Genomic DNA, 18,245 nt, shown 5'->3' on the forward strand with positions numbered 1-18,245 from the left:
TCCCGAGGTTCGCCCGAATTTCTCTCGACGTTCGCCCGGTGTTCCTAAGAGAGTGCCGAATCGTTTCATCAGTGTCAATACCTGCGCTGAAACGATTCGACGTTTTGTTTTGAGGTGCCCCTCACCGGTGCACGCAACATGCCGAAACGATTGATCGATAGGCTGGAGACAAACCGACCAACGAGTAGAAACGATCCGCAGTGGCTACCCCTGTTTCGCCGACGCTTCGTGATGTCGCCAACGCCGCCGGCGTCGCGGTGTCCACGGTCTCCTATGCACTCAACGGCAAGGGCCGGGTCGACGCGGCCACTCGCGCTCGGGTTCAAGAGGTTGCCGACCGCCTTGGATACCGTGCCAATCGGTCGGCCCAGAATCTCAGGTCAGGCCGGACTGCCACCCTCGGGTTGATGCTCCCCGCTCCCGACCAACTGTCATCGGCCGAGTACCTCAATTTCGACTGGTACGGGCGCGTGGCGACCGCCGCGACCCAGGCTGCATTCCACGCCGATCACTCACTCCTCCTACTACCGTCGATGAAAGATCCGAACGGACTGCGGCGCATCGAGATGGACGGCGTACTGGTCGTCGACCCGATGGTCGACGACCCGCGCGTCGAGGTTCTGCAGAAGATCGGAATCCCCTCTGTCGCAGTGGGTCCTGGACACTCCGGGCAGTTCGGATACTCCACCTCACCGGACCTCGTCTCCACCACGGAGACTCTTCTGAACCACCTCGCCGAACGTGGGGCAAGGGACATTTTCGTCCTCACTCCCGGAATGCATTCGGAGTGGACCCGCGCAACGACTTTCGCTTACTTCGAGTGGTGCCGCGCCCGAGGCGTGGCACCACGCACCAGCGAGGAATTGACGTCGTTTCCGGGCGCCAGCACCGTCGAAGGCCTCATCGGCGCCGCGTATGCGGCCACCCGCGAGGCCCTCGACTCCTCGACTCCGCCGGACGCGATCCTGTCGTTGATTCTCGGTTGCGCCCCGGCAGCGGCGCGAGCGGCCCTCGATCTCGGGCTGTCGATTCCCGGTGACGTCTTGATTGCACAGGACAGTGACGAACCCGCCCTGCTGGTTTCCCAGCCCCCGATCACCGCATTCGACTTCTTCCCCCAAGAACAGGCGGCAGCGGCCGTGCATGCACTGTTGGCCCTGGTCAACGGTGACGAACCCGCAGTTCAGAGCTATACGCCTAGCGAACTCCGCGTGCGAGCGAGCACGGCCCATTCGCTCACACCATAAATTCACCTGGCAGCGATAGACTGATTTCCGAATTATCGTCCGTCGCCTGCCGAGAGGAATCAGGTCATCGCGCACCGCTCCCGCGACCGCTTGGCCGGGTATCTCGCCGTAGTGCTGGTCTGTGCACTCGCCCTCCTCGCATCTGTCAGCAGTGCGACCGGCCTCGACCGCGACGTCGCTCCGGTCCGCATCGCCTACGCCGCGGCCGCAGACACTTTCGGCGATCTGTATCTTCCAGAAGGATCGGACGGTGACCTGCCGGTCGTCGTACTCATTCACGGCGGTGGATGGGCCCAGAAGAGCAATCTCGAATACGCGGGCGCGTGGGCAAAAACCCTGACCCCGTACGGAATTGCGGTCTGGAACATCGAATACAGACGCGTCGGCGGTCAGGGTGGTTGGCCGACCACGCTCTCCGATACCGTTACGGCCACCAACGCCCTGGCCGGCATCGTTCAGGAAAAGGCTTCCGGGCGACTGGATTTGAGCCGTATACACATCGCCGGCTACTCCGCGGGTGGACAACTTGCCGCCTGGGTCGCATCGCGATCCCAACAGGGTGCAGACGCCCCGGAACCAAACCTCTCGGTGCCGGTTCGCTCGACGACGATCATGGCCGGCGTCTTCGACATGACGCTCGCCGCAACCGCGGGCAAAGATCGATTTGTTCGAAATCTTCTGGGCGGCATGCCTACCGATCATCCCGATCGCTACCGCATCGCATCACCGATCGAGCACCTCCCCACCGGCCTCCCCGTCACGGTGATCCACGGACTCGGAGACAAGGTCGTGTCGGTCGAACAGAGTCGGCGCTATGCCCGTGCCGCCCGAGCAGCTGGCGACGTGGTCGATCTGATCGAACTTCCCGGCGTCGGCCACGGCGAGTTCGGCAACCCGACGACCGACGCCTGGGCTACCACCAAGCAAGCAATAATCGGCCACATAAATGCCTCTTGAGCAGGTAATACGGGCCACAGTGCTCTCAGCCGCTCGAAATAGAATTAGCTGAAACTCAATCGATGACGTACGGTGGGGTTATCAGAGGGCAGCCGTCAGTCAGGCAGCCGGTCGCTTCGCCCGGAACAACAGTTCCAGTATTCGTTCCAGGGGCAGACTTCCAGTTCGGTGCAAATCCGCGCCTTTGATCACTACGCACTTTCATCAGTCCCGCAGATTGTTGACCAGGCCGAAGGCTCCGACGGAGTCCGCCGCCAATCGCGTACCGACTGCACCAGTATCAACATGCGCTACACACCGCACGGGCCCAAAGACCCTGCGGTTCAAAGGAATACCTTGATCAACACCATGATTCACCCCGACGACACGAACAACCAGACGAACAGCAACTCGACGAACGGTCTACGGATCCCGACTACTTCGGGCCGGATCCGCGAGCGCGGTATCGAAATCGTCTGCACCCTCTACCGTTGCAGCACCGACGAAGCCGCCGAGCTGTTGCTCCGACATTCTCAGACCAACAACCTCAAGGTCACCAGCCTGATCAAAGCGCTTGTCGCCCTGATCGACGAAGACACGTCCGGCACTGGTTACGGAAGCAGTAACACGCTGGCGTCTCACTTCTGGCTGCGTGAGATCAGAAATCTCAGCCAGGCCCACCGACGCAGCGATCATTTTCATCGCCATCTCGTCGGCGCGTAACCGGCGCTGAGCGACAACTGACTTGAAACGACGGCTGGGGCAGTACACGGAAATCGTGTACTGCCCCAGCTGTCGTGTTTTCAGTTGTCAGGCGGAAGCCGACTCTCGGCAGTCAGGCGGAAGCCGACTCTCGGCAATCAGGCGGAAGCCGATTCCTTGTTCAGGCCCTGCTGAGCACTGTCGGTATCGGTCGCCTCGTCCACGTGCTGCGGAGCGAAGAGCAGGCACACGATGCTCAGGATGCACATGCCGATCAGCAGTGCGATGACCGGCCAGATGCTGCCGGTTGCCTTGTACATCAGCGTCGACACCAGCGGAGACAACCCACCGAAGATCGCGCCCGCACCCTGGTACGCCAACGAAATGCTCGTGTAGCGGGCCTGCGGCTTGAACATCTGTGACAGGACGGCGGCGATCGGGCCGTACGTGGCCGCCAGCACCAGTCGCATGACAGCGAAGGTCAGGAAGATCAGGAACACGGATCCGGACTTCAGCACCAGGAACTGCGGCGCTGCGAGAATCGCGACTGCCGCAAGGCCCCAGATGACCACGCGGACGCGTCCCACCTTGTCGCCGAGCCACGCCACGCCGAGAGTCGCGATCAACTCGACCACTGCAGCGACACTGAGCGCGTTGAGAATCAACGTCTCCGACAATCCGACGTCGGGGTCGGTTGCGTATGCCGTGATGAAGGTCGTCACGAGGTAGTAGCCGCCGACTGCGACGGGCAGAATGCCGATGCCCAGAATGATCGGGCGCCAGTTGGTCACCAGCGCGTACTTGAGCGGGAGCGTTTCCGGTACGTCCGCGGACTTCACCTCGGATTCGAAAACCGGGGACTCTTCGACCTTCAGGCGAACGACCAAGCCGACGAGAATCAGCAGCGCCGAGCAGAGGAACGGCAGTCGCCAAGCCCACTCGCGCAGAGCGTCGTCGCCGAAGGTGGAGAGAATGCTGAAGAAACCTGTGGCCAGGAGCGCGCCGGCCGGGTTGCCCAGCTGAGCGAAACCGCCGTAGAAGGTCTTCTTGTCCTCGGGTGCATGCTCGACGGCCATCAGGACCGCGCCGCCCCATTCGCCGCCGACGGCAAAGCCCTGGACGAAGCGGAGCAGTACCAGCAGTAACGGCGCCCAGAACCCGATGGACGCGTAAGTGGGCAACATGCCGATGAGGAACGTGCCTGCACCCATCAGCGTCAAAGTCACCACCAATGCGGTGCGTCGGCCCATCTTGTCACCGACATGGCCGAACACGATTCCGCCGAGCGGGCGAGCGAAGAAACCGACGGCGTATGTCGCGAACGCCGCCGCAACGCCGGTCAGGCGGTCGGTTCCAGGTGGGAAGAAGATGTCACCGAACACCAGGGCTGCTGCCGTGGCATACACGTAGAAGTCGTACCACTCGATAGTTGTACCGACGAAGGCTGCAAATCCCGCCTTGCGGGCCTTCACGATCTGTTGCTCTCGGTTCATTACTTTTCCTCGGTGGTCGAAGTGCTCGACAATAGGTGGTTATGACCTGAATGTGCGAGTTCGCCGTCGATCCAGGTCTCTCGGACCTCGATCTGCGCAATCGCGTCGGCCGGAACCTCGAGGGGATCCGCGCCCAGAATGACGAAGTCGGCCCGCTTGCCGACCGAGATGCTGCCCAGCTCTGCTTCGCGGCCCAGCGCACGCGCACCGTTGAGGGTATGAGCCTGCAATGCCTGGTCGGCGGTGATGCGGAGTGCATCGGAGCCGAGCTGATGACCCTGACGCGTCACACGAGTAACGGCTGCCTGAATTGCTTCGAGCGGCTTCGGCTCTGCGACGGGGGCGTCGGAGCTGATGGTCACGGGAACTTCGGCAGCGATGAACTCGCCGAGCGGGTTGAACCGCTCGCCCGGAGTGCCGATCGCAGCGGTGACGCCCTCGCCCCAGTTGTAGTAGTGCTGTGGCTGGTTCACCGGGTAGACACCGGCCAGGTTCATCCTTGCGATCTGCTCGGCCGTCGGGAGTCCGCAATGCTCGATGCGGTGACGAGCGTCGGCGTCGGGGTGAGCCTTCTGCGCAGCTTCGATGGCATCGAGCACCATGTCGATGGCGGTCGGTGACTGAGCGTGCGTGGCGGTCTGCAGACCCACCGAATGTGCCTTGGCAATCAGCTCCGAGTAGTCCGCCGGCTCGTGGTAGAGCTGCCCGGTGCGGCACGGGTCGCCCACGTAGCCGTCGGGGAAGTATGCGGTCCAGCCTCCGAGTGTGCCGTCGGCGTAGAACTTGATGCCGCCGAACGCGAGCCGCGAATTGCCGAAGGCGCCGTGCATTCCCGTGTCGATGACGTGATCGAGGAGGTGGCTGAGCATGTACATGCTGACGCGGGTCTTGAGCTGATCCTGCTCGGCCAGACGCAGGTACATGTCGAATTCACGCCGGGTCACCTGGCAGTCACCGATGGTGGTGACGCCACCGGCCAGGAACTTGTCCTGAGCGACCGACAGCTGGCGAAGGTGCTCTTCCGGCTCGTCCTCGAGATGGAAGTTGGGGCCGTGATGGCCGACCTTCACTCCGTTGACGCCGGTGAGAATGTTGCACGCGGCGTCGGAGAGCTCACCGGTGAGTTCGCCGTCTTCATCTCGGAAGAACTCGCCACCGGCCGGATTCTCGGTGCTCGCGTCGATACCGTGCTTGTCGAAAGTGAAGGAGTTGACGACGCCGCCGTGACCGCTCGCGTTCATGAGGTAGACCTCGCGATCGGTGGCCACCTGATCGAGCTCTTCCTTGAGCGGGTGACGCCCTTCGATCAGGTTGCGGTGCTCGTAGCCGTATCCGCGAATCGGGACGCCCGCAGGTGCTGTGAGCGCCGCTTCCTGAAGTAGCGCAATGATTCCGGGGATGGAATGTGCCTTCTCCGGCCCACAGTCCACCCAGCTGAGCATCTGCCCGTACATCAACGGGTGTGCATGTGGATCGACGAAGCCGGGGACGACGGTGGCGCCGTCGAGTTCGACCACCGCGGTTGTGCGAGTGCTCAGCCGACGCGCCTCCGTGCGGCATTCCTCGAGCGTTCCCACCGCTGCAAAGCGGTTTCCGAACACCAGGAACGCTTCGGCTCCCACCGTGCTGTCGTCAACGGTGTGGATCTTGGCGCCGGTGAAGATCGTGCCGGTGGCGTCGAGAGGCGAGGCTTCGTGCGTGTGCAACTTGCGCATGGTGGTCCTTCGTCGAGATGGTGGTGCAGGTCACTGCGTGTTGAGCGAAAACTACGCCCTGACCTGGAGCTATGCAATGCATCAAAGTTTCAGACCAGGCGGTATACAACTTTTTTGTATGAGTTTTCGAGCATTTCTGCACTTATCCACATCATCCATGGCCACATGCGACTGTTCTAATAGGAAGCTCATACAGAAAAATCTCTGGAAAAGTTGGGGCAACCATGACGGTCGATCTCGATTCCAAGCTCATTGCCGCACTTCAGCGCAACGGGCGAGCGACGTACCGCGAACTGTCCGTGGCGGTCGACGCCCCACGAGCGGCGGTGTCCACCAGAGTGCAGGCGCTACTCGACTCGGGAACGGTGTCCGTAGTGGCCGTCGCGCACCCCGAACTTCTCGGGCTGAAGGCGCTTGCACACGTCTCGATCGCAGTGTCCGGACCGATGACCCCGGTGCTGGACGCGTTGATCGCATCCGAGGCCGCCGTCTACATCTCGGCAGTTAGCGGGCAGTACAACGTGATTGCGGAACTTCGGGTGCCCAGTCACGACGATCTGTACCGTGCCATCGCCGAACTCCGCTCACAACGTGGCGTTCGATCCGTGAGCACGCTGGTCTACGTCGACGTCATCAAGGGAATCTTCATGCCCGAGACCGCTTTACAAGCCGATATCCGACTCGACTCGACAGATGTCGCGTTGATCGAACTGCTCGAGCGCAACGGGCGAATGCCCTTTCTCGAGCTGGCCGAACACACCGGACTGTCGCCGAGCGCCGTGCGCAACCGGGTCAATCATCTGATCGCGAGCACGGCACTGCGCGTCGGCGCTGTCGTCAAGCGGCGAGGTGGTGGCCGAACGCTGGCAATGGGCATCGGCGTCAATCTGGGCTCACGGGACGACAACGCGGTATCGGAGATCGAGTCGCTGCCCGGAATCGAATTCCTCGCCCGGACCCTCGGACGATACGACGTGATCGCGACGGTTGCCGCCAACTCCTCGAGCGACCTGCATGCGCTGTCCGAACGAATCCGCGGGATCGACGGTGTCAGCGGCTTGGAATCTTGGGCACATCTCGAGGTATTCAAGGAGCACTACGCCCGCAGCCTGGACGTACGCGGGTAATTTCCGAGTCATTGACCCACTTGGTCGGGCACGCTAACCTCGATCAAGTCATTGACCCACTTATCCGAGGTGACATACATGGCCGATTCCGGACGCAAGGTAGACATCGTCGCCGCGGCGATCGAGGAGGCGATCTCGACCGGTCGATGGCCCGTCGGATCAAAACTCCCGCCGGAGACCGCATTGGTCGAAGAATTGGGAGTCGCCCGAAACACCATGCGCGAAGCGGTACGGGCGCTTGCCCACGCCGGAGTTCTGTCCGTTCGTCACGGTGGCGGCGTGTACGTCATGGCGGCGTCGCCGGTCGAAGGACTACTCGGGCGCAGGCTCGCCATAGGTGACGTTCTCGACGTACTGAGCCTGCGACGCGGACTCGAGGTCGAAGCCGCGCGACTTGCAGCGCAGCGCCACACCCCCGAAGATCTCGCGCGGATACATGCAGCCTGGAATGCCCACCCCGGTCACGTCGGCGGCTTCACTGTCGAAGCCGGCATGGCCTTGCACCTTTCGATCGTCGAGGCGTCCCACAATTCCGCACTGATCGACGTCTACCGGGGAGTCCTTGCCGCCGTGACGGATTCGCTGTCCGCCGTCAGTGTCGGTCCAGGTTTCCACGTCGACGAGCACCGACCCTTGATCGCTGCCATCGAGGAACGCAACCCCGGCGAAGCAGCGCGTGCGGCAGGCGCAGCGCTCGATACGGTCATCGACGCAGTCGAAAGGAGCTTGTCGTGAATCGGGGAAACTGGAACGGTGCGGCATATTCCCCTCTTGCCGAACAACTCTCACCTGCATCGACAGAGGTACTGCGCTCGATCGGGCACGTGAGCACGGCGTACGACGTCTGCGCCGGAACGGGGAACTTTACGCTCCCGGCGGCCCAGTCCGGGATCGCGGTCCACGCACTCGACCTCTCCGCCAGCCAGCTGGAGGTCGCGCGCGAACGCTGGATTCCTCGCCCCGGAACTACCGAACCCACTTTCACGATCGGCGATGCACAGTCTCTGCCGTGGTCGGATTCGAGCGCCGACGCCTGTGTCAGCATCTTCGGGATCATCTTCTGTCCCAACCCTGCGATCGCCCTCGCAGAGATGATGCGGGTGACCCGCCCGGGTGGAAGCATTTGTGTCGCAACATGGTCGGAGAACGGGTGGGCAGCAGCACTCCGAAGGGAGGCCGCCTCTGCGTGGAATGGCATCACACCACTACCGACGACATGGTCGAGCCCGAGCGAATTCGAGAAGGCAGCAGCTGGATTGGAGTCGGTGAGCTCGGCCTCGCACCTGCTCGAGTGGCAACTACCAGCCGGTTCGGATCCCGCCGAGGAACTGTGCGACCAGGCGCCGGCGTTGAAGAACTTTCGCGAGGCGGTTCGAGGCGCAGGGAATTGGGCTTCGATGTCAGCGCACCTCCGCTCGACGCTCGCACCCTATCTCAGGTCGAGCGCGGCCGGCCCCGTCGCCACCAGCGAATACGTCCTCCACACGGGCACTGTCCCGAACTCTGACACCGCGCTCTTCCGAACGCGCGGGTAACCCTCTTTGCCGGATACGGTCTCTTCACCGTCCACCGAACCGAAGAGGCCCGCTTGATGTCTGAATCGAACTCCCTACCTGAATTGAAGCAAGCATCGCAGCAAGCATCGAAACAAACCTTGTCCATGTCCGTCCTCATGACGCCGGACATGTCAAACTTCTCGGGCAACGTGCACGGCGGAACGATTCTGAAGTTTCTCGACCAGGTTGCCTATGCGTGCGCGAGTCGATATGCCCAGACCTACGTCGTGACTCTGTCGGTGGATCGTGTGGTGTTCCGCGAACCGGTGCATGTCGGCGAACTCGTCACGTTCAGCGCTTCCGTCAATTACACCGGGCGCACCTCGATGGAAATCGGAATTCGAGTCGAAACCGAAGACATTCTTCTCGGAAAATCTCGACACACCAATAGTTGCTATTTCACGATGGTGGCGATGGGAAGCGACGGGAAACCGGCTGAGGTACCCCAACTCCGGCCGACCGGAACAATCGCCAGGCAGCGTTTCGAGGCCGGGCGTCGGCGTCGTGAACTGCGCAGAGAGAACGAGCTTCGTGAACAGTCCATCCGGGCCGCAGTTCGGGACTTAACGCCCGAACACGATGACTGAATCCAGTCATATTTAAGTTATAATCTTATGCATTAAGCTGATCGAGTGACTTCGAAGGCACGGGAAAAGTATGACGTTGTGATTGTCGGCGCGAGCATCGCGGGATGCGCGGCCGCAATCATGTACGCCCAGCAAGGTCTGCGGATAGCGCTTCTCGACGCTCGCTCCGACATCCGGGCGCACAAAGTCCTGTGCACTCACCACCTGCAACCGTGCGGTGCCCCGATCTTGCAACGACTCGGCGCCACGGAAAAACTGCTCGCCCTGGGAATGGTGGAAACCGTTCCGACATTCTGGACCCCGTGGGGAATGATCACCCCTGATGCCGCAGAGAACTCACCGCCACCTGGGTTCAACGTCCGAAGGGAAACTCTCGACCCCCTACTGCGCCAACTCGCGAACGACTACCCGAACGTCGACCTTCTTCTCGGGCATCGCGTTTCCGGACTGCTGACCGAGAACGGCACTACTGCAGGCGTCTACGGCACCGAACAGGGTTCGGCCTTCACTGTCGGAGCACGATTGACCGTCGGAGCAGACGGCAAGGATTCGACCGTCGCACGATCCGCTCGTTGCGACTCCGTGACTGCATCCAACGGGCGTTTCAGCTATTTCGCCCAACTCTCCGGACTCGAACGACCCGGCGGAGAAACGTCATTGTCGTGGTTCATGGATCCCGACGTCGCCTATCTGCTCCCCAACGACGGCGGAATCAGCGTGCTGGTCGTCTTCCCTGCCCTCGACAAGCTCGGCTCGTTCGCTGACGACCTGTCTACTGCTTTCCTCGAGTACGCCAACGCATTACCCGGCGCTCCGCTTGTTCGGCGAGAGCACATCGTCGGGAAGATCGTTGGTACCAAACACTTCTCCACAACCCTCACCGAACCCGTAGGTAACGGGTTCGCACTCATCGGCGACGCTGCGGCAACCAACGACCCGTTGTGGGGTATCGGATGCTCGTGGGCACTCGAGACCGCTCAGATGCTGGTCGATGCGACCGCGCACATGCTGACGGAGACGCCGGCAGACACACTCGACTCACATCGGAACGTGACCGCTGCATTGACCGAATACCGTAGCGCCAGAGCAAGTATGACGAATCACATCGACTACATGAGCGGTTACGCCGGTGGGCGAAAGTTCACCGCGATCGAACGTCTGCTCATCTCCGCGGCCACCCACGACCACGACGAAGCCCGAAGGTTCTACTTGTTCGGTTCCCGGTTGATACCGGCCGAACAGTATCTCTCGACTCGCTCGGTCGCGCGGGCAGCACAAAAACATCTCAGGCACCGTCTGCGTCGTAGATCTGTGGCCGGGACGTAATCTGACAAGCGTTTTTTCGGCGCCGGCAACGGGGAACCCTCCGATCGCAACCGAGTCGGAGGAGCGACCATGCGTGCACACATCGCCATTCCGAGTGAATCGACTTGTCACAGGTACGTAGTCGCCGTCGCCAGCTCCACCTTCGCCGAATCGGTCATCTGGTGCGACGGCCCCGCGTTCGACGCAGTACTCGTTCTGGGCAGCGAGATTCCGCAGCACAGTGGCCACCGAGCCGTACTCGCCTGGAATCACTACTTCGGGTGGGCGCTCGGCGTGGAAACGACACCGGATACGTCGTTCGCCGTTGTCGAATGCCTCGGTATCGGGAGAATGCCGGATCCTGAACTGTGCGCCGACCGCGCTGTCGAGTTGATTGCCCAGGCGGGTAGTTAAGGAACTCGTCGCGCGGCGCACAATCCGGCGGGCATAAGATCGAGCGCGAGTTTCGCACGCCCGACGAAAGAGAGCCCGACATGGACCCGCTGAACAGGCCTGCCGGTCAGCTGGCTCTCGAGAACGAACCGGACGGCAGGGCGACTTTGCGGGCGCGTCAGACGCCCCGCAGTGAGCGTCGCAAGATCGGGAAAGGCCTGCGCAAGCGAGTGGCGCGATCGTCGCTCGGCGACTGGATGCCCCCATCCGATCGACGTGACCCGGTCGATCAGGTCAACACGGCACACGAGGGAAGACTCGACTGGTTGGTTCCGATCCGTGTGGGGCGAATGGTCGCTTCGCCATACGGATTCCTGCGCGGTACCGCCGGATTGATGGCAGAGGACATGGCGCAGCTGCCGTCCACCGGCATCACTCCCGTCATCTGTGGAGATGCGCACGTCGGAAACTTCGGGTTCTACGGATCTCCGGAACGCGAACTTGTCATAGACCTCAACGATTTCGACGAAGCACATCCCGGCCCCTGGGAATGGGATCTACGAAGGCTGGCTGCGAGCATCTGGGTGGCCGGTCGGCAGAACGGTCTCACCGAAGCTCAATGCGAAACAGCAACAACCTCGTGTGTGTCCGCGTATCGCCTCCACTTGGCGAAGCTCTCCGAGCGTCCGCTGTTCGATCGCTCCTTCGACCGGGTCGATCTCGACGGACTCACCGACCACGTCACCGATCCTGGGTTGCTGGCCGAGATCAGGCGCGCCGCGGAGCGCGCCCGGCGGCGTACGAGCGACCATGCGGTGCCGCGGTTCACCGTCGAGGATCACGGACGGCGCCAGTTGGTCGAGAACCCGCCGCTCACAACACGACTCACGCCGCAGGACACCGACTTCCTCCTGGAGGGTCTGGACGAGTATCTCGAAACCCTTGCACCACACTGGCGCCGAGTCGTCTCGGGATACAACGTCATCGACGTCGCGCACCGGGTTGTCGGAGTCGGGAGTGTCGCTCTGCGCGCCTATGTGGCCCTGTGCGAAGGGAGCATCCCGGACGACGTCATCTTCTTGCAGCTCAAGCAGGCTCGCCGATCCGTCGTTGCACCCTTCGTGCACGGTGACTCGGCCTGGCACGACCATCAAGGACGACGCGTCGCGGAATACCAGCAGGCTCTCCAGACAGTCAGCGATCCACTGCTCGGGTGGTGCACCGTGGACGACCGCCAGTACTACGTCCGCCAGTTCCGGAACATGAAAGGTTCTGTGGACCTGAACAATATCGATGCAGCGGCCTTGACCGACTATGTCGCGATCTGCGGTCGCCTACTGGCCAAGGGACACGCACGAACCAGTGGCGCGTCACTGATTTCCGGTTACCTGGGAACCTCGGACGCGGTCGATACCGCCCTCACCCGGTTTGCTCGGCTCTACGCCGATCAAACCGAACGTGACCACGACGCTCTGTGCCGGGCGGTATCGGCCGGTACGATCGCCGCGGAGCCGGGAATCTGATCCCTCACGCCGCGACGATCCTGCCCTGCTCGAACTTCACTCCTCCCCAGATTCCGGTCTGGCCAGTGGCAGAGGCGAATTCGCGACACGATTCCGCAATCGGGCACCTGTTGCACACGTCGGTCGCGTAGTCGTATCCCTCGGACGGAAAGGGAAACCACCGGTCCGGCTCGGGGTCTCCTCGGCATTCCGCCTGCCACCACGTCCGGTCGTCCGAGATCGGCAAAAGCTCAGCCAAATTGGAGATTTCGTCAGCGCACATCACTGGCTCCCTTCGACTGTCACGTCCGACTCAATTCACGCCAGATCTCCTGCTGCACTTTCTCGATGCGCCGAGGTGCCTTCGGCTCCCACAGCAGCCGCATACCGGCCTCGGCCGGAGTGCGATCCGCCTTGCGCTGATTGCAGGAACTGCAGCACGCCACCAGATTTCCCCACGTGTTGGGCCCGTTACGGCTCCGCGGCTGGACATGGTCGATGGTCGTTGCCCGGGCGGCGCAGTACGCACATTGACGACCGTCCCGGTCGAAGACACCGGCAAAAGTGGCCCGACTGGAATCGGTGACCGTCACCCGGTGAGCAACGTACACGTACTCGGCGAGCAGGATCGTCCTCGGAAGTGGGATTTCGACGTGCTTGGAGCGCACCGGAAATATCGGGGTCACGTCTTCGGTGGACTGCGCGGAGCCGGTGGCGATCAGGACGACCGCACGATCGGCGCTCACTTCACCGAGGTACTCGTACGTGGCGTTGAGTACCCGGACGGGGCGGTTCATCCAACTGTGAGCAAGTGCGCGGTTCGGGTTCCGCATGAGAGTTCTCAGTTCGTGTCGAGGAGTGAAACTCCTGGACACGAAGACGGGTCAGGAGCAAATGCAAGAAATGGGGAACGGCATATATCCAGCGCCGCTCTGTTCCCCGAATGCGGGATGGGAAATACCGCGGGGTGAGTGCCCGCGCAGGTGCAACGCTTGCTTCCAGTCGCGCATGCCTGTCCCCTTCCACTTCTTGTTCTCGTCACCGGCTATTGCCGACGCTCATCATCACACGGAAGGCATCCTCAGCGATATCGATTTATCAGGCCGGAAGAGCCGTCCTGGAAATACCGCGGTTTGACGCCGGAACACGCGGCTTGATCGAATGAGCCATGACTTCGTCGTACATCGACCTACGCTCGGACACCGTCACCAAGCCTGATGCGGAGATGCGGAAGGCGATGGCCGACGCCGAGGTCGGTGACGACGTCCTCGATCACGACCCGACCATGGCGGCGCTCGAGGAAGAGGTGGCGCACACTCTGGGTTTACCGGCGGCACTGTGGGTGCCGAGCGGATCGATGGGCAACCTGATTGCGCTGATGCTGCACCTTCACCGCGGCGATCAGTTCCTGGCACCGGAACACTCTCACGTCTTGGGCTCCGAATTGGGCACCGCTGCCTGGCTCGCCCAGGGAATGCCGATGGCGTTGCCGCACGACGGCGGACCCGGACGTCCCACCCCCGAGACTGTCGTGAAGGCGGCGGGCTCCCCCGGCCCGTACTTCGCGTTGAACACCACGCTGCTCTGTCTCGAGAACACTCATAACTTCGCCGGCGGTGCCGTCATGAATCCGACCGAATGGACGAAGCTGGTCGACGCAGCGCGATCACGCGGCTTGAAGATTCACCTCGACGGCGCCCGTCTCTGGAATGCCGCTGTTGCACTCGATGTTTCGCCCACCGAATTGACTTCCGGCGCCGATACCGTACAGGTGTGCCTGAGTAAGGGACTCGGTGCGCCGGTCGGCTCGATACTCGCCGCATCACCCGAATTGATCACCGAAGCCCGAAGGATCCGCAAGATGCTCGGCGGCGGCGTTCGTCAGGGCGGAGTGCTGGCCGCAGCCGGCATCGTCGCGTTGCGCTCACAAGCTCGCCTCTCCGACGATCACGACAACGCGCAGCGCCTCGCGTCGGGGCTTCGTGAACGCGGTTGGGCCGTCGACGAACCTGCCACCAACATCGTTCTGGCCGCGACAGCTGATCCGTCGGTCACCGTTGCTCAGCTCGCCGGTGTCGATGTCGGCGCGGTCACCGTTGCCGGGAAGGTTCGGTTCGTGACGCATCGCGACGTGAGCACTGCCGACATCGACGCGGTTCTGTCCAGAGTAACCTTCTGAACTACGCCACCAGGGGTTGAACCTCCTGCGCGACAAAGCGAATGAACTCGCGGACATCCGGCTCGTCAACAGTCGGTTGGAGTACCACGGTGGTTGCACCTGCTGCAACCCATCGCCGTGCTGCTGCCGCGACTTCGGCCGCGTTGCCCACGGCAATCGCATCCTCCGGCGACTCGCTACCGGACGCTGCGGCCTCGGCAAGGGCGCGCTCACGACCGCCGGAACCGAAAGCACAGATGACGTAGACGACGACCTCGTGATCCGACGCCCCGATGTGAGCGATCGCCCGACGCACGCCGTCCGGGGTCGTCCCACCCGAGAGCACGGTGCCCTGCGCCAACTCGCCACTGAGCGCCAAAGTCTTTGGCCCCGTGGCGCCGACGAGCAACTGCGGCACCGTCTCCGGTGGCCACGCCAGCGTGACGTCCGTGAGATTCACGTATCGACCGGACACCGTCACCGACTCACCGCCCAGTAGCCGCTCGACTGCTCCGAACTGCTCCCGCAGGAGGGTCAACGGCGATTCGGCTTTGGCCCCGATCTGCCGCATCCAACTCTGAACGCCGTGACCGAAGCCAACCCGTAGTCGATCCGGATGAACTCTGGCCAGCGCTGAAATCTCCATCGCCGTGATCGCGGTGTTGCGCATCGGGGTCGGCAGCACACCGATCGCCACACCCACGCGATCGGTCTCAGCCAATACAGTTGCAGCAGTGGCTATTCCTCCGCCGAAGAAGCAGTCTTCCCACAACCAGACCTCGTCGATACCGACTTCGTCTGCATACCTGGCATGTCGAACCAGATCTTCCGGAGATTGCTCCGGGCGCACGACGACGGCAATCCGTGCGGCGCTCATGCCGTCACCAGAAACGCGGCGATCTCGTCGGCGGTTCGACGGCCCTGTTCGCGGCCGAGTTCGGCTGCGGGGCGCCTGGTTGTCGGTGAAAGCGAGTTCGTTCCGATCGCTTCGACGACGGCGTCGTCGGCGAAGACAGGCAGCACGGGCAAGGGCGTCATCACGTCGATTTCCTCTCGTAGACTGCCGCCCAGAAGATTCGGGGCGGGGTCGGCTGCGGGTGAAAGAACCACGACCACATCGCAGTCGGCAGCCAGATGAACATTCGAGCCACTCGCCATTCCGCCGTCCATGTACCGCTCGCCCTCGATCACGACTACCGGCCACACCCCTGGTACGGCGCAACTTGCTCCGACTGCGTCGATCAGTTCTACGCCGTCAGCGTTGCCGAACACCCTCAACTCACCGGTCTGTGCGTTGATCGCCGGGATGCGCAACTCCCGGTCGGGCCACAACCGATTGGGCAGCCTCGCCTCGATGACCGCGCGACGCACGGCAGGTTCGACGGTATCGGCTCTCATCGCTGCTTCGCCGAGCAAACGGAGCTGCTCGGCCCGGTCCTGCGATCCTGCGATCGCGTCGACGAACATCTGACCGAGTACCTCGACATCGACCTTCGGGTCGAGCTCCCCGGTGGCCTCCGCTGTTTGTGCGTCGAAAAGCTCTTGCAGTGTCACGCCGCTCGCTATCTGAGCGCTCACCGTGGAACCTGCGGAAGTGCCGATCAACACGTCCGCCGTCAGCAGCGCAGCGGCAGTGTCCGGTGATTTGTCCTGAAGGCCCAACAGAAAACCTGTTTCCCAGGCGATTCCCGCAACGCCGCCACCGGCAAGTACCAACCCCAATTTCACGCCGTCCACCTCTCGTCGATCGTGATCCGTGCCCGAAGTCGACGTTAGACCTACTCTGAAGTGATGTTCATGCGCAGCGCAAAGACATTTGTTCCCGACGCACTCCGTGGGTTGATCGCATCCACCGACGACATCGCGTGGAATCCCGACCCTGGGTACCTCACACGCGCAAGGCCACTTCCCCGTGGACGGGTCGCGCTCGTCTCCGGCGGCGGTTCAGGCCACGAACCCATGCACGCCGGATTCATCGGCGAAGGAATGCTCACAGCCGTCTGCCCCGGATTGGTCTTCAGCTCACCCAATGCACTTCAGATCCACGAGGGATCCAAGGCTGCCGACGCCGGCGGCGGCGTCCTTCACATCGTGAAGAACTACACCGGCGACGTGATGAACTTCGGTATCGCCCGAGAGTTGCTACGCGAGGACAAGATCGATACGGACGTCGTCCTGGTCGACGACGACGTCGCGACCGAACGCGCAGACGGCAGCGGTCCGGGACGACGCGGTACTGCGGCAACCATCGTGGTGGAGAAGGTCTGCGGCGCATCCGCCGCCCGCGGCGACGACCTGGCCGAGGTGACCCGGATCGGACAACACGTCGCGCACTCCGCTCGGAGCATGGCCGTCGCCCTTCGCCCATGCACTTTGCCGGGGGCTGACGAGCCGTCGTTCGACTTGCCGGCGGGTCAGATGGAACTCGGTATCGGCATCCACGGCGAACGCGGCACAGAACGCGTGGACGCCCTGCCCGCACCGGAATTGGTGCGGCGGCTGACGGACCCGATCATCAAGTCCCTGAGTCTCGCCGAAGGCGACCGCGTCATCGCCGTCGTCAACGGTCTCGGCGCCACCCACCCGCTGGAGTTGCAACTTCTGTTCGCCGAACTCGGAGATTATCTGGACGAACAGGGAATTCACATCGAGCGGACACTGATCGGAACCTTCGTCACTGCATTGAACATGGTAGGCGCGTCCATCACCCTTGTTCGCACAGACAAAGAAATCCTCGAATTATGGGACGCACCAACAAAAGCGCCCGCCTGGCCGAATGCTATAGCGCGTGAGTACACCGGCATGGGCACGCGCGAATCTTTCGGTCCCACATTCACACCCGACACCTCACGCACCGCCGAAAGCAGCTTCGTCGGAAGCTGGATTGCGGACTGGGCCGAGAAGGTACTGGATCAGGAACCGGCACTGACCGATCTCGACCGACGAGCGGGCGACGGCGATTTCGGGACCAACATGGTGGCCGCACTGGATCAACTCGACATCTCGGCGATCCGTGACACGTACTCCACCGCAACGATATTCGATGCAGTCTCACAGGCGTACCTCGGCCACGCCGGTGGCACCTCCGGCGCATTGTTCGGCATCTGGTTCCGGCATTTCTTCCGCGTTGCCGCAGACTCGGCGGACTCCGAACTCGACCTCGGCGCGATCGCGGCTGCAGCGCGAGCGGGACTCGACAACATCACCTCGCTCGGCGGCGCACGCGTCGGCGACAAGACGATGGTCGACGCGATAGTTCCGGCGGTCGAGTCGTTGGAGCAATCCGTGAGCTCGGAAGCCGATCGAGATGCTGCGCTGGCGAGCGCAGCGGAAGCCGCAGCGGCCGGGGCGGAGTCGACCGAAACCATGCTCGCGAACCGCGGACGTGCAAGTTATGTGGGCGAAGCCGCTCGCGGAGTAGTCGATCCGGGAGCGCTACTCATAGCGTGGTTCTTCGCCAGTGCAGTGGGTCACTAGCGAGCACTTCGGGGCTGTGACTAATCTGGCAGCCACAGCACATCGTT

General features: G+C 62.5%; 18 protein-coding genes. 12 read left to right on the forward strand and 6 right to left on the reverse strand.

The annotated features are described in order from the left end of the window. Window positions 1–200: 200 nt before the first annotated feature. The 3 genes from ASU23_RS17660 to ASU23_RS17670 all read left to right on the forward strand — a co-directional run bounded on the left by ASU23_RS17660 (window position 201) and on the right by ASU23_RS17670 (window position 2,906). Window positions 201–1,247, forward strand: coding sequence for a LacI family DNA-binding transcriptional regulator (locus ASU23_RS17660; protein ID WP_058038366.1), 1,047 nt, complete (start codon window positions 201–203; stop codon window positions 1,245–1,247). Window positions 1,248–1,337: 90 nt separating this feature from the next. Further along, a complete protein-coding gene (locus ASU23_RS17665) occupies window positions 1,338–2,204 on the forward strand; it encodes a S9 family peptidase (RefSeq protein WP_225320177.1) in 867 nt (288 codons plus the stop codon). A gap of 336 nt (window positions 2,205–2,540) precedes the next feature. Next, window positions 2,541–2,906, forward strand: a complete 366-nt coding sequence (locus tag ASU23_RS17670) for a hypothetical protein (RefSeq protein ID WP_007730475.1) — start codon at window positions 2,541–2,543, stop codon at window positions 2,904–2,906. Between the two features lie 137 nt (window positions 2,907–3,043). On the opposite strand, the gene ASU23_RS17675 is transcribed toward ASU23_RS17670, so the two are convergent. Both ASU23_RS17675 and ASU23_RS17680 read right to left on the reverse strand, forming a co-directional pair. After that, window positions 3,044–4,378 (reverse strand): MFS transporter, encoded by a 1,335-nt coding sequence (locus tag ASU23_RS17675; RefSeq protein WP_058038367.1) that lies wholly within the window; start codon window positions 4,376–4,378, stop codon window positions 3,044–3,046. Further along, a complete protein-coding gene (locus ASU23_RS17680) occupies window positions 4,378–6,093 on the reverse strand; it encodes an amidohydrolase (RefSeq protein WP_030536127.1) in 1,716 nt (571 codons plus the stop codon). Before ASU23_RS17680 ends, ASU23_RS17675 begins: the two co-directional genes overlap by 1 nt. A gap of 224 nt (window positions 6,094–6,317) precedes the next feature. On the opposite strand from ASU23_RS17680, the gene ASU23_RS17685 reads away from it, so the two are divergent. From ASU23_RS17685 to ASU23_RS17715, 7 genes are all read left to right on the forward strand, one after another. Next, window positions 6,318–7,220, forward strand: a complete 903-nt coding sequence (locus ASU23_RS17685) for an Lrp/AsnC family transcriptional regulator (RefSeq protein WP_007730473.1) — start codon at window positions 6,318–6,320, stop codon at window positions 7,218–7,220. A gap of 78 nt (window positions 7,221–7,298) precedes the next feature. Beyond that, window positions 7,299–7,955 carry a FadR/GntR family transcriptional regulator gene (locus ASU23_RS17690; protein WP_030536128.1) on the forward strand — a complete coding sequence of 219 codons (657 nt, stop codon included), beginning with the start codon at window positions 7,299–7,301 and terminating at the stop codon, window positions 7,953–7,955. Next, the gene (locus ASU23_RS17695) at window positions 7,952–8,755 is read left to right on the forward strand and encodes a class I SAM-dependent methyltransferase (RefSeq protein WP_058038368.1); all 804 of its coding nucleotides are present in this window, start codon (window positions 7,952–7,954) and stop codon (window positions 8,753–8,755) included. The genes ASU23_RS17690 and ASU23_RS17695 overlap by 4 nt, the downstream gene beginning before the upstream one ends. Window positions 8,756–8,880: 125 nt before the next feature. Beyond that, window positions 8,881–9,363, forward strand: a complete 483-nt coding sequence (locus tag ASU23_RS17700; protein WP_030536130.1) for an acyl-CoA thioesterase — start codon at window positions 8,881–8,883, stop codon at window positions 9,361–9,363. A 45-nt stretch (window positions 9,364–9,408) separates the two neighbouring features. Then, a complete protein-coding gene (locus ASU23_RS17705; protein ID WP_235867758.1) occupies window positions 9,409–10,689 on the forward strand; it encodes an NAD(P)/FAD-dependent oxidoreductase in 1,281 nt (426 codons plus the stop codon). Between the two features lie 69 nt (window positions 10,690–10,758). After that, window positions 10,759–11,082, forward strand: a complete 324-nt coding sequence (locus tag ASU23_RS17710; protein WP_019745820.1) for a DUF6292 family protein — start codon at window positions 10,759–10,761, stop codon at window positions 11,080–11,082. Between the two features lie 80 nt (window positions 11,083–11,162). Continuing rightward, entirely contained in the window at window positions 11,163–12,584 is a 1,422-nt protein-coding gene (locus tag ASU23_RS17715; protein ID WP_058038370.1) for a DUF2252 domain-containing protein, read from the forward strand. Window positions 12,585–12,588: 4 nt separating this feature from the next. Here ASU23_RS17715 and ASU23_RS17720 read toward each other — a convergent pair whose 3' ends face one another. After that, a complete protein-coding gene (locus tag ASU23_RS17720) occupies window positions 12,589–12,846 on the reverse strand; it encodes a WhiB family transcriptional regulator (RefSeq protein WP_003943196.1) in 258 nt (85 codons plus the stop codon). A 19-nt stretch (window positions 12,847–12,865) separates the two neighbouring features. After that, window positions 12,866–13,396 carry an HNH endonuclease gene (locus ASU23_RS17725; protein WP_099697175.1) on the reverse strand — a complete coding sequence of 177 codons (531 nt, stop codon included), beginning with the start codon at window positions 13,394–13,396 and terminating at the stop codon, window positions 12,866–12,868. A 335-nt stretch (window positions 13,397–13,731) separates the two neighbouring features. Between ASU23_RS17725 and ASU23_RS17730 the strand changes: the two genes are divergently transcribed. Beyond that, window positions 13,732–14,742 carry a low specificity L-threonine aldolase gene (locus ASU23_RS17730; RefSeq protein WP_058038371.1) on the forward strand — a complete coding sequence of 337 codons (1,011 nt, stop codon included), beginning with the start codon at window positions 13,732–13,734 and terminating at the stop codon, window positions 14,740–14,742. Between the two features lies 1 nt (window position 14,743). Here the strand turns inward: ASU23_RS17730 and ASU23_RS17735 are convergent, their stop codons facing one another. Together ASU23_RS17735 and ASU23_RS17740 are read right to left on the reverse strand one after the other, a co-directional pair. After that, entirely contained in the window at window positions 14,744–15,598 is an 855-nt protein-coding gene (locus ASU23_RS17735; protein WP_047269366.1) for an LLM class flavin-dependent oxidoreductase, read from the reverse strand. Further along, on the reverse strand, window positions 15,595–16,458 hold the full coding sequence (locus ASU23_RS17740) for a patatin-like phospholipase family protein (protein ID WP_058038372.1): 864 nt from the start codon (window positions 16,456–16,458) through the stop codon (window positions 15,595–15,597). Before ASU23_RS17740 ends, ASU23_RS17735 begins: the two co-directional genes overlap by 4 nt. 54 nt (window positions 16,459–16,512) lie before the next feature. Here ASU23_RS17740 and ASU23_RS17745 point away from each other — a divergent pair, with 54 nt between their 5' ends. Further along, on the forward strand, window positions 16,513–18,198 hold the full coding sequence (locus ASU23_RS17745; protein ID WP_058038373.1) for a dihydroxyacetone kinase family protein: 1,686 nt from the start codon (window positions 16,513–16,515) through the stop codon (window positions 18,196–18,198). Window positions 18,199–18,245: the final 47 nt, after the last annotated feature.

Source organism: Rhodococcus sp. KB6, assembly GCF_001445685.1.
GTDB lineage: Bacteria > Actinomycetota > Actinomycetes > Mycobacteriales > Mycobacteriaceae > Rhodococcus_F > Rhodococcus_F qingshengii.